The organism is Nonomuraea sp. NPDC004186 (genome assembly GCF_053603495.1).
Genome location: NZ_JBSGFQ010000053.1, coordinates 1 through 12200, shown reverse-complemented (window position 1 = coordinate 12200; position 12200 = coordinate 1). Strand labels below are relative to the sequence as shown.

Below are 12200 nucleotides of genomic sequence, written 5' to 3'. Positions count from 1 at the left end.
CTCTTCCTAATCCGCATTAGGTCGACAGGGAAGAGATCTTCATGTCCGACATTCCCCGACGCCGTTTCCTCGGCGGAGCCGTAGCGGCCGGACTCGCAGGGGCGCTGGTTCCCGCGGCACAAGCCCAGGCCGACACCCCTTCGATCTCCGCCGACGGCATCACGCTGACCGCGGCCACCGACGGCGGCATCACCGTCCGCGACGGCGGTGGCGTCGAGCGGGTCAGGCTCACCGGGTTCATGGCCAAGGACTCCGTCACCGGCATCCAGCGCACCACCGGCGGAACGCCGTCGCTCATCACGCTCCAGGACGGCACGCAGGCCATCCAGGTCGACTACACGCTCCCCGGCACGGCCGCCGGAATCACCGTCCGCGGCGTCTTCAGCGTCGCGCCGCACCGCGCGAAGCTCCGCTGGGAGGTCGGCGGCTCGACCACGCTGATCCCTGCCGGTTTCATGCTCGGCCGCACCGTCGTCTCTCCCTCGGCGCCCGAGTCCTTCGCCGCGCTGACGACGTGGAACCGCGACGCCGGGGGAGGAGTGCCGTACGAAAGCAATGCCGGGGTCGTCTACCAGGAGACCTGGGCCGACACCCGCGCCTACTTCCGGCTGGCCACCACCACCCCTGCCTGGACCAACGCCACCTGGATCCACGCGCCGGGCACCGGGACCGCGAGCGCGGCCGTGACGGAGGCCGACCTGGTGCTCGGCTCGATGCGGCCCGCGGCTGGCGGCACCATGGGCGCGGGCCTTCCCCTCGGCGTGGAGGTCTGGACGGACCAGCCCTTCTCCCTCTGGGACGCCGGCGGCCGGCCGATGGCCCTGCACGCGGAGGTCGCCAACGGGGGGAAGGCCGCCCGCAACGTCAAGCTGTCGTGGTGGGCGCGCGACTTCGACGGCAAGACGCTGGCCAGCGGCAGCGTGACCGGCACGGTCGCGGCGGGAGCCGCGTGGAAACAGACCTTCACCGTCACCTCGCCACCCCGCGGGATCGTGTTCACCGAGGTGAGCGCCACCGCGGGCACCGACAGCGCGTTCGCCCGCACCAACCTCGCCGTCCTGCCGCCGCACACCTACCAGGCGGGCGCCGACAGCATGTTCGGCATCGCCAACTACCCCTGGCTGCTCAAGCCCGACACCGCCGCCGTCGTGGGACTGATGCAACGCCTGGGCATCCAGCGTGTCCGCATCTCCTACGACGGCGGGCCGGGTCTCCCGCCCGCCACCCTCGACGCGGCGGGGATCAGTCACAACATCGAGCTCGCCGGGATCCCCCTGGGCGGAACGGCCGCCGAGGTCGCCGCCTGGGCCGACGCGAACACGCAGAAGGCGATCGGGTCGGGTGCCGGCTACTTCGAGGTCGCCAACGAGGTGAACAAGCCTTGGATGAGCGGCGAGACCGCCGCCGCCTACGTGCGGGACGGACTGCGCCCGGTACGCGACCGGCTGACCGCCGCGGGAGCGCCCACCAAGGTGCTCAACGCCGGCCTGGCCGGCATGGATCACGTCTGGACCAAGAACTTCCACGACGCCGGCGGCTGGGACCTCATCGACGGGTTCGCCTTCCACCCGGGCAGGGGCAACTTCACGCCGGACTACGCGCCGCCTCCTGAGGAATGGACGCAGGGCAGCAACGGCTCCTACTGGAACTTCCTCGGCGGCCTGCGCAAGGCCCGCGAGATGATCGCGGAGTACGGGCACAAGGAGTTGTGGCTGACCGAGGCCTACGCCTGCACGAAGCCGAACAGCTGGTGGCACGACACCTACCGGCAGGCCGCGGAGAACGTCCTGCTCACCCTGGCGCTGGCCAAGGCCGAGGGGGTGCGCTGCGTGAACTGGTACCAGCTGCACGACAGCGTCCTCGGCAAGCCGCAGATGGCCGACCCGGCCAACCCCGAGTACCACTACGGGCTCATGAACCGCGACACCAGCGCCAAGCCGTCCATGCTCGCCTACGCCACGGCCGCGCAGGTGCTGGACAGGGCGACGTTCGTACGCTGGTTGGAGCTGGCCGACCCCGACCTGAAGGGACTGCTGTTCAGCACGCCGGACGGACCCGTCTCGATCCTGTGGAGCAGGAAGGACGGATACCTGCTCAACACCGACCACGCGCCGGGCTCCACCTGGTTCGCCGCACCGGAACCGTGGGTGGACGGCTGGCCGACCAAGACGGACCTGAAGGTGGCCGCCGCCGGGAGCTCGGTGAGGGAGCTCGACTGCATCGGCAGGGAACGACGGCTCACCGCCCGCGAAGGCAAGGTCAAGGTCCGGCTGGACGGCGCCCCGCGTATCTACTTCGGTCTGACGGCGACCCCTGACCAACTGCCCTGAGGCCGAACTCTCCCCTGCCCTGGGGTGCAGAGAGCGCCGGCCATCCGCGACCTGCGCCTGTGCCGTTGATCCCGAACTCCCGCGCCACCGACGCGACCGTCCAGCCCCATGCGGACGGCTTCTTCCTTGAACTCCTGCGAGAAACTGGACGGAATCCATCCCGAACGCGCAGTGGATCAGTCGTAACGTGGATATTGCCTGCCGCTGCGCGTCGCTAGGCTCATCCGCGCCTCATACCGTGAGGCGGAAATCGACGCAGGATGTGCACGACGTCCGCGATCAGGGCCGGACACGCTGTCTCCACCGCGCGGCGGACCCGCCCTTCCGAGCGAGGCGACACGGGCGGTTCCTCTGAGACCGAGTCGCTCCTCTCCTGCGGGCGAGATCGCTTGACACACCTCTGTCCGGCCAATTGGGTAGGTCCAGCCACGGGAGCTGGGGGATCAAGACCATGAATGAATTGAGATCACAGAGCTTGGGAAGCCTCCCGAGTCCATCGGCACCGGCCTTGATATTCAAAGGCGACGTGGAGGAAATGCGAGCGCAGGTCTCGCAGAACTTCTCGCCGCACGGTCTCAAGGTCATCAAAAGCCATTCGAACGGTGGCCGGTACAGGCTTCTGCACCGCGGGAACATCGTCCTGCACACACTGGCGTACGGGGCCGAAATCCGGGTCGAAGTACCAGCGCTGCCCGACTTCTACAACATTCACGTGCCGTTGACCGGTGGTGGAAGATTGACGGTCGGGCGCCAGGACGTTGCCGCACCACTTACCATCATCGGCCCTCGGCAGCGCATCGACATGAACTGGAGCGTCGATCACGATGTCATGATCATCCAGATTCCTGAGGTGCTTGTCGATCGCCTCCTTGAGGATCGGCTCGGTGACGCCCCGAAAAAAGATATGCACTTCGAGCCGCAAGTCGTCGATGAGAGCCCTCTGGGTCGAGCACTCACCGCACTTTCCCTTCCCGCTACGGCAGGAATGCCGTTCCCCTTTGCAGCCTCATCTCTCGCCGAACACCATTTCGAGCAGTTTTTGCTGCACACCATGCTCGGCTCACAGCCCCATACCTACTCTGCCGACCTCGACGGGCCCAGTGCCCCGTCGACCTCCGCAGCGCTTCGACGCGCACGCCACTTCTGCGAAGAACACGCCGCTGAGCCGATCACTCTAGGAGACATCGCCACTGCGGCCAGGGTGAGCGTCCGTACCCTTCAGGCGGGCTTCCGCGAACACCTGCAGACAACACCCATGGCCTATCTGCGCAATGTACGGCTGGCCCGGGCGCACGCCGATCTTGTCCACATCGCAGCGACAGGCAGCCAGACCACTGTTACAGAGGTGGCGCTCCGCTGGGGTTTCGTGCATCTGAGCCGGTTCGCCTCCCTCTACCGCCAGACCTACGGTCACGCGCCCTCCGTCACACGTCGAGGACGATAGTGAAGGCGACGCTTGAGGCTGCGAGACGCGTCCGACCGGTTGAAGGGTGAGGGCGTCGTCCGCCATGAGGTCCTGGTGCTCGCCACTGTTCGCGCGGGCTCCGCGCGATGACGATCGTCCGGTATCCGGATCGCGCCGCAGGCCGTTCGCTTACCGGATAGTCCGGCATTCCACCTCTCCGTACGATCCACTGCAGGAGACCGAGAGACACGAGCATCAGGAGGAAAAGTGCGCAAGAGCGTTCTCGCCCTGGCCGCGACTTTGGCGTTCACCGGGGCTGGACTCGCGTTCGCTGCCGCTCCGGCGAGCGCCGAGAACCGCGACTTCTCAGTCGGCAACCGCGATTTCTCGGTCGGGAACCGCGACTTCTCAGCCGGGAACCGCGATTTCTCGGTCGGGAACCGGGATTTCTGAATAGGCAACAGCGAAGCTCCGGTCGCCGACCAGGGATGACGGCCGGCGAACCCCACGGCTCGCCGCGCTCACGCAGCTCGAGTTGGTCAGCCCGCCAGATTCCGGCCTCGGTCAGCGGTACCGGCACGCCGTGCCGCAGCCGTCCGCTGCGGGCTCGCTCACAGTAGGCACGGTTGAAGGCGGCGTACGACAGGTCCGGTTCGGCGCCCTGACCGGGCGGACCTGAGCTGGGCTTTGGCGGCTCTTGCGGTGCCAGGTGGCCTGCGGAACCTCAGCCGCCTGGCACGCCTTGCGCCGTCGGGGCCGCCGTCCGGGCCGCTGGAGGAACCTCCAGCACATCACCGACGACCCCAACGCAATCGGCGGCCCGAAAACCGTCGCTGGGTCTCCAGCAGCCACAGCGCTCCCACTTGCTCATCGGCCGGCATTATGCCGCGTCTGTTCAGATGCATATGGGTCAGGCTGCGGACCACGCCGATATTGTCGGCCAAATCTGAGAGGCTGTCCGCCGTGCGGGTTTCGTACAACCCTCGAATGTGCGTGAGCCAGGGCGCTTGCCCCTCCGTCAGCAAGTTCATGAGCGCCTTGCGGGCCTCATGCGCACGTCGTCGTGACACCTTCCGAGCCGGCAGCCCCGCGCTCATACGGGTCAGCACCTCAGTGACGACATCAGCAGGAGCGCGCAAAGAGCCGAGATAGAGATGGGTCAAGGCGGCCGCCAGCAGGGCCCTGTCCTGTTGTGACTGCCGGAGCGGCCGGAGGCAGGCGAGTGCGGATCTGCTGTCTTCGCAGAAGGAGCGTTCGCAGGCGGCCAGGCCTTCAGCACCCCCATATCGGCGGGTCTCCGGGCGGTAGGGCTCAATGGAGAAGGTGGTCACGAGGTCCTTTCCGGCCAGTACCCGAAGCACCTGACTCATTTCGATGACATTCGTGTCTTCGCTCCGGATCCTGATTCGGAGATGCCGGACGGGATCGTCGTACCGGACGAAGAACCACTGCGCCTTCCGGCGCTCAAGATGGTTACCGAGGACACGGATCACCTCGTCCTCATCATCGGGATCAGCGACGATGTGGAAGGCCCACCACCGGTCGCCAGGAAGGTGCACGACCGGCTCGGTCACCTGGGAGACGTCCGCCGGTATGCGGGGATGTTCCGTGTTGACCATGGTGGCGACGAATTCGACGGGGCGGTCAGCCATCTCGCTGACAAAGGACTCCTCGACCCATTCGCGTCCACGGCGCCTTTCGTCCGCGAGGAGGTCCCGGTGCAGGGGGTTTTCAAGGTCGAGCAGAAGCCGGGTATCGCCTTCCCCGACATGCACGTACCTGGGCATCGCCGGACCGCCGAGCGCTGCGTCGATCCGCCACCTGGCCGGGGAGATGATCAGATCGCCGATCTCCACCCGCGGCAGTGCACTGTTCGTCGCGGGCAGGGCGCCCCAGTCCCAGCCGGGTACGGCAGTGCCGAAGGTGGACACCCGATGGGCGAAATCCAGTAGTGGGGGCGCATCGCCGGTATTGGCCAGGTGGTGGGTACGTGCGACGACCTTGCGCCCGTCAGTCCGCGACCGCAGGTACGGCACGCCATCCGAGACACCGACCGCCAGGTCGGCGGGTCGTGTCACGGGCCGTTCCGCGGTTGAGGGAGCCGACGACCAGGCGAGCAGCCCTTCGTAGGGAGAACAGCCGGTGGCGAGGTTGCGCAAAGCGTCCTGCCAATAGTCGATGGCCAGGAAAAGCGCCTCCGAGCCCTCACGACGCACCGCCGCCGCGACATGTTCCTCTACCCGCGGGTCCAGTCCGGCGAAGCGTGAAAAGGCCCGGCCGCCGGGGCCGGCCAATCCTCGTGGCCCCAGCACCCAGCCCGGGTCCCGTGGATCGCCAGTCTTGGTTCGTTGGACGAAGACGTCGTACGACACGGCAGCCCGGCTCAGCACAGGCAGGGTGGCGACGTCCTCCGGAACGATCGAGACCCTGTTCGCTGCCGCACGCCGGATCAGGGCAGCCCGGAGCGCTGTCAGCCGCGGGGAATCGGCCACGCCTGGTGCCGGTGGCCGTTCCTCGTCCAGCACTCGCTCAAGGGGGACCTCCTCATGCCCGGAACGTCGTTCGAACCTCTCTGCGAAGTCGGCGATCCACCGGTCCGGCTCTTGCGCCATGGCCAATCGCAGGAGGATCGGCATGGCCGCGAGCAGGGCGTGCTTCAGGGCGTTCGGCGCTCGGCCGTCCACGGACATGGCCAGATCGATGGCCAGGCACGCGCGGGCATCCCGCCACTCAAAGACCTCAGTCGCCTTCTTGACCGCGTCGATCCCCTCCCCGAGAGGATATTGCTCGAGCTGACGCAGCAGGGGAACCCGATAGCCCAACTCATGTGGCGCAGGTCGACGTGCAGAGCTCACCAGCAACCCGGCCTCCCGCAGCCGGCCGACAAAAGCGCGAGGATCGAGGATCCCCGGGTCCGTGATGTGAACCAGTTCGGCAACAGAGTCGATGTCACGTGGCTCGGTGCAGAAGTCGCAGATCGTGTCGACGACGGGCAGCCGTCGTACCGAACGCATGGTCACGTTGTTACCGGGCGGTGCGAACAGGATCCGCCGAGCGGTCACCCGCCGGCTCGGGTTCACCTCGACCGTGGCAGCGGTGCTGTCAGCGAGACGGCACGCCACGGTGGCGTCCAACCTGACCCTCTTGGTGAAGGCGCGTGGGCGGATCTCCCCCTGGTCCGCGCCCCAGGTGGTGAAGCCCGTGGCGGCGAACAGACCGAAGGGCGTGGGACGATGGCTCATACGGTTGACGTACTTGAGGAAGGTCCGCTGCATGCGCTGCCGGGCCTCGGGATCAGGCTGCCAGGCTCCCGACGCATAGAGATCCAGGCGGCTCGCGAAGCGCGGGTTGGCCACCCAGACAGCCTCGGCCAGGACGGCGTTCGACCACAGCCGGATGATGGGATCCCCCTCGTGACTGTGGTCCGGCAGGTCGTACGGCAGGACGGGCATGCGGACCATCACGAGCGGCAGCGCCGACCACGCTTCCCGCTCAGGCATTCGGCGTGTGCTCCAGGCTGCTGCCGGTGTCCCAGACACGCCACAGCCTTGCGTAAATGTCGTCGCGGCGGAGCAGCTCGTCATGGGAGCCCACTTCAGCGATACGGCCGCCCGACATGGCGATGATCAGGTCCGCCTGGGCGGCCGTGTCCAGCTTGTGAGCGATCTGGATGACCGTGTGGCCATGAAGTGAGCGGCGGAGCACGTCGTCCAGCCGCCGCTGCGTCGTTCTGGGGAGCGCGGAGGTGGCCTCGTCGAGAATGAGGATCGCCGGGGGATTCAGCAGGATTCGAGCCAAGGCGAGTTGCTGCGACTCCGCTGGAGTCGGGACATACGCCTCTTCTCCCAGCTCGGCGTCGATGCCTCCGTCCAACTGCGAGATCCAGGACATCGCGCCGGTGGCCTCCAAAGCGGCGGTCACCTGCTCGTCGGTGGCTGCAGGCATGAACAGGCGTAGGTTGGCCGCGGCGCTCCGTTTGAAGACGTGGTCCTCCTGAGTGACCAGCGCGACGTGACGGCGCAGAACGTTTGGCGGAAAACTGGCGATGTCGGTGCCGCCGACAAGTATGCGTCCCTGTGACGCGGGCTGGACTCCGGCCATGAGCAGAGCCAGGGTGGTTTTGCCTGCCCCCGACGGGCCCACGATGGCCGTTCTCGTGCCGTGTTCGATGTGCAGGTGGGCGTCTTCGACCACGGGATGGCCCGGCTTGTACGCGAAGGTCACGCCTTCCACCACTACCGATCGGTCGACCGGTTCGGGGCCGGACTTCTCGATCTCCCACGGCGTCTCGGGCACTCCGACGATTCTGGCCAGCCCGGCTGAGCCGCTCTGAAACTCGTCGAACCAGTCGGCGAGGTCGTCGAGCGGCCCGATCAGGGCTTGCGTGTAGAGGACAACGGTTGTCACCTCACCGACGTCCGCCAGCCCGATGCCGACCATCCACGCCCCGACGCCGGCGGTGACGACCAAGGGCAGGAAATAGCCGATCTGTACGAGGGGAAACCACCGGGCCGACAGATCAACAGGGGTGACAGAAGCTTCCCTGGCCTCGGCCACGCCGGAAGCGATCAGTCGACCACGCCGGCCGCCAAGGTCGAACGCCTCTACCACCTGTGCGCCCTGCGCGGTCTCCAGCACCAGGGTCGACAGCCGTGACTGGGCGGCGAGTTCGTCCTGGTAGGCCTTCCGGAGCCGCTTGGCGTACCTGCGGGTCGCCACCACGATGATCGGAACACCGACCAGCACCGTCCAGCCCAGGAGAGGGTTGGCCACGAAGGAAGCAGTGACCGTGAGCACCAGCGTGAGCAGCGCGGCCACCGTCTCCGGCAACCCGGATCTCACGACCTCATGGATGACCTCCATGTCGTTGGTGGACCGGGAGAGGATCTCACCCGTTCCCACGCTCTCGACCCGCTGCAACGGCATCCGCAGTACGCGGCTGACGAACGTCTCGCGCAGGTCGGCGAACACTCTCTCGCCCAGCCTGAAGGCCGACTTCCTGGCGAGGAACACCAGGACGCCCTGGAGCAGGACACACGCCGCGATTCCCGCGACGGCGAGGTCAAGGGGAAATCCTGGCGACCTGTGCGCGATGCTGCCGACGACATCGCCAAGGAGCATCGGCGGTACCAGCCCGACGGCCACCGCCACAAGATAGAGGCAGACGACGGCGCCCAGGGTGCCGGGGTTGGACCTCAGCAGCCGCAGGACTTCGGCGCGGATCCTCGCGTTGTCGGCTGTCGGCAGGGTGGCGTCAGACATCCTGGATCTCCCGTGCGACTACGGCTCGGTAGGTCTTGCAGGTCGTCAGCAGCTGACGGTGGGTCCCGCTGACGAGGTCGCGTTCCAGGTAGAGCACCCGATCGGCGAGCTCCAGGAACGCCGGGCTCCGGGTCAGCACCACGGTGCCCGACTTCTGCCGGAAGGAGCGCAGGCGCGACGCGACCTCCTGCTCGGTGGCGCTGTCCAGCGCCTCTGTCGGCCGTACCATGACCAGATAGGGGCTCTGACGTGCGAGAGCGGAGGCGAGGGCCAGCCGTTGGCGCTGACCGCCCGACAGATTGCGTGCACGCGGTCCCACCGTCAGGTCCAGGCCTTCGGAGCTCATGGTCAGCAGGTCGTCGCAGACGGCTGTGCGCAGGGCCTCCAGCACTTCGTCATCACTGAGACCGCCGGTCGATTCGACGGCCTCACGGATGGTTCCGGAGAAGAGGAACGGCTGCGCGCCGTGATAGAGCACCGTCTTGCGTACGTCGGAGCGAGGGGCTTCGGCCAGTGCGGTGCCGCCGATCGAGGCTCGCCAGGCGGGATCATCGGCTCGCAGCCCCGCCAGGTGTTCCGCGATCCGCGTCTCGTCGGCCGGCGATTCGGGAACGACGACGACCAGCTCTCCCGGTCGGACCACGATCCCCGTGCGAGGTGTGGTCAGTTCACCCGTGAGCACGCCCGGTTCGTCTACGGGAAGCTGCTCCCGGTCGGGGCCTCCCAGGCAGGCGTTGTAATTCTCTGTCGCGACCAATGCCCCGGCCCGGGTCCTCACGAAGTCTGCGACCGATCCAACGGGCTCGACCAGGAACACCGCCGCGGCACAGAACGCGACCAGTGCGCCTGGTTCGATCTCGCCGCTCAGCGCCAGTCGTCCGCCGGCCCAGGTGACCAGGATGAGCAGCAGGTTCGGCAGGAAGACAGCGGAGGCCGACAACAGCGCTTGGGTGCCTCCCACCGCGACGCCCGCTCGGAGTGTCTGCTTCGACACGACTCGGTAGTGCTCCTCGAAGGTGGCCTGCGCCCCGAGACCACGGAGCACCCGCAGCCCTCCCGCGAGGTCGACCCCCAGCTCGTTCAGCGTGCCGAGGAGTTTCCTGTGGGCCCGCTGCCGGCCCTCCAGCGGCACCGCGATCCTTGTGGTGAGGAGGGAGACGAGCACGACGCCCAGCAGGACGGCCCCGCCGAGCGCCGGGGACTCCGCGAGCAGGTACGTGGCGATCACCGCCATCGCGGCGATCGAACCGAGCAGCCGTGCGATGGCATTCGGGAAGCCTCCGATCGCGTCGGTGTCGGAGTTGACCGAGGTGCCCAGCTCGCCCGTGGAGCCCTGCACGCCTCTGGTGACCCGATCGCCCAGACGGGCCTTCAAGTCGAATGACACCCGGATCTTCAACTTGGCCGCCACGACATAACGGGTGATCGATGCCGCGATGGTGACCGCCGCCAGCGTCGCCAGGAGCGCAATCGAGCCCACAAGGCCGGAGGTCGGGTCGATCAGAATCGCGAGAATTCTGCCCAGCGACCATGGGATCAACGCTTCCGCGCCCCACTGCACCATGGCCAGCCCGACGAGAAGGCCGACTGTCCTCTTGTTCTCCCGAATGGGGTCCGACAGCGCAAGGTGGTTCACGGCTGCTCCTCGGCATCCGCCTCAGGGGGTAGGAGGGGGATCTCCTTCACGTCCGGATAAAGCGCTCGCAGGGCATCCATTCCAGCGACGCGGCCGATCTCGGCGAGGATGTCGGCTGCGGCGTCGAGGAACGGTCCCCTTCGTGATCCCGCGGCGAATTTGAGCAGACCGCGCGGCCGGCTGACACGCGGGATGACCGCGTCGAACCGGTGCGATCGGAAACCGAAGCTCGCGCCGTGGACGAGCCGGATTCCTCGGGTGGCGGCCGCGTGGCGCAGCACACCCAGGACGAACCCATGGTTGGCGACGCTGTCCTCGGCGCTGTCCTCGGCCAATTCGATGATGACGAACGGGGCGTCGCGGATGATGTCGTTCTCCGAGGCGAGCGAGGGATGAACCACCGAGCTGAACACGCCGCTGACCGTTGCCAGCCTCTCGGCGACATACCGATTGTTGGCGTACACCTGGCCCGCGTGCCGTCGATGCCAGGCCGGGCGGAACAGGAAGGGAGCGTCCAGCGCCGCGATATCGGCGGCGCTCGGCCCGGCGCCGGTCACCCCACGTACCAGCCGCAGCACCTTCGCCAGTTCGCCCGCCCGCGGCACCCCACCGACCATCCCTTGGTGATGGAGGACATTGGCGACGCCGAGATTGGCCAGTTCCAGCCCCTGCTGGTCGAGTTTGAGCGCCGAGCGCACCTCGATGAACGTGACAGCGTCACGACCCGCCATCGCTTCCAGCACCTGCCGCATCGGCCAGGCCGGGGAGATCAGCGTGGTATCCGCGATCACCACCCGGGGGCGAGCCGGATCTTCCGCCCAGGCGCGCAGCCACCGCCGCAGCGGCAGAACATCCAGAGTGCGGCTGTAACGAACCGGCTCGACAAGGAGGACGTCGGCGCCGGAAAACGATGCCGGGTCCGTCAACGCCGACGGCGGGATCTTCTCGTGAGAGACGGCGGAAGACGCAAGATACTCCAGGAGGAGATCGGTTTCGAAGTAGTCACCCCAGTATGCGATTTTCAACGGGTGTGCCTCGGTCGGATGCATCATATGAATGAGCGATTGCAGCACATGGGTGAGTGCGGCCATTCCGCTGGAGAAAGCCACGCTCTCCAGCGCCCATCCGGTGGGAACATGCTCCGCCACGGCAGCAGCCAGCCGTGCCTCCAGGTGAGAAGCCGTCATGTTCCGTTCATAGCTGTGGTCGAGCTCGCACCCGCTGGGCAGTACCGTCCGGAGCATCGTGTCGGGCGAGCGGAATCTCTGCTCGCTCATCGCGTGAGCGCGTCTCAGCAATAGCGACCTGAGTGTCTCCGCGGCTCGGTCGAGCTCGTGCTCGGCCAAGAGGCCCCGAGTGACGTCGACGCCCGCGAGCCGGTGGTGAAGCGACCGCCAGTCCGGCAGATCCTCGTAAGGCAGCTCCATTATCTCCCGGACAAGCTCGGCGAGCAGGTTCTGCTCAACCACCAAGAAATCATCCATCAATCCTGCTCGATGTTGTGCTATATGCGAAGAGTTAACCATCGATTTCGGCACGTAGCGATTTTGATTCTGCTCACCTTCCG

At 67.0% G+C, this 12200-nt stretch carries 6 protein-coding genes and 1 pseudogene; 3 read left to right on the top strand and 4 right to left on the bottom strand.

What is annotated here, in order from left to right:
- Positions 1-41 precede the first annotated feature (41 nt).
- The 3 genes from ACWEPL_RS35425 (at position 42) to ACWEPL_RS35415 (ending at position 4188) form a co-directional block, all read left to right on the top strand.
- Positions 42-2330: a hypothetical protein gene (locus tag ACWEPL_RS35425; protein WP_452438782.1), complete on the top strand. Its 2289-nt coding sequence runs from the start codon at positions 42-44 to the stop codon at positions 2328-2330.
- Between the two features lie 451 nt (positions 2331-2781).
- The gene (locus ACWEPL_RS35420; RefSeq protein WP_452438781.1) at positions 2782-3774 is read left to right on the top strand and encodes an AraC family transcriptional regulator; all 993 of its coding nucleotides are present in this window, start codon (positions 2782-2784) and stop codon (positions 3772-3774) included.
- Between the two features lie 228 nt (positions 3775-4002).
- A complete protein-coding gene (locus ACWEPL_RS35415; protein ID WP_449892279.1) occupies positions 4003-4188 on the top strand; it encodes a hypothetical protein in 186 nt (61 codons plus the stop codon).
- 338 nt (positions 4189-4526) lie between these two features.
- Here the strand turns inward: ACWEPL_RS35415 and ACWEPL_RS35410 are convergent, their stop codons facing one another.
- The 4 genes and pseudogenes from ACWEPL_RS35410 to ACWEPL_RS35395 form a co-directional block, all read right to left on the bottom strand.
- Positions 4527-7235, bottom strand: coding sequence for a thiopeptide-type bacteriocin biosynthesis protein (locus tag ACWEPL_RS35410; RefSeq protein WP_452438780.1), 2709 nt, complete (start codon positions 7233-7235; stop codon positions 4527-4529).
- Positions 7228-8997 (bottom strand): ABC transporter ATP-binding protein, encoded by a 1770-nt coding sequence (locus ACWEPL_RS35405; protein WP_452438779.1) that lies wholly within the window; start codon positions 8995-8997, stop codon positions 7228-7230. Before ACWEPL_RS35405 ends, ACWEPL_RS35410 begins: the two co-directional genes overlap by 8 nt.
- Entirely contained in the window at positions 8990-10633 is a 1644-nt protein-coding gene (locus ACWEPL_RS35400) for an ABC transporter transmembrane domain-containing protein (protein WP_452438778.1), read from the bottom strand. The genes ACWEPL_RS35405 and ACWEPL_RS35400 overlap by 8 nt, the downstream gene beginning before the upstream one ends.
- A pseudogene (locus tag ACWEPL_RS35395) lies at positions 10630-12200 on the bottom strand (hypothetical protein); the annotation flags it as partial. The gene ACWEPL_RS35400 and the pseudogene ACWEPL_RS35395, both read right to left, overlap by 4 nt.

Bases quoted from the DNA above. Each gene is read 5' to 3' on its own strand.
- ACWEPL_RS35425 (WP_452438782.1), top strand. From the start codon at position 42: ATGTCCGACATTCCCCGACGCCGTTTCCTCGGCGGAGCCGTAGCGGCC.
- ACWEPL_RS35420 (WP_452438781.1), top strand. From the start codon at position 2,782: ATGAATGAATTGAGATCACAGAGCTTGGGAAGCCTCCCGAGTCCATCG.
- ACWEPL_RS35410 (WP_452438780.1), bottom strand. From the start codon at position 7,235: ATGCCTGAGCGGGAAGCGTGGTCGGCGCTGCCGCTCGTGATGGTCCGC.
- ACWEPL_RS35405 (WP_452438779.1), bottom strand. From the start codon at position 8,997: ATGTCTGACGCCACCCTGCCGACAGCCGACAACGCGAGGATCCGCGCC.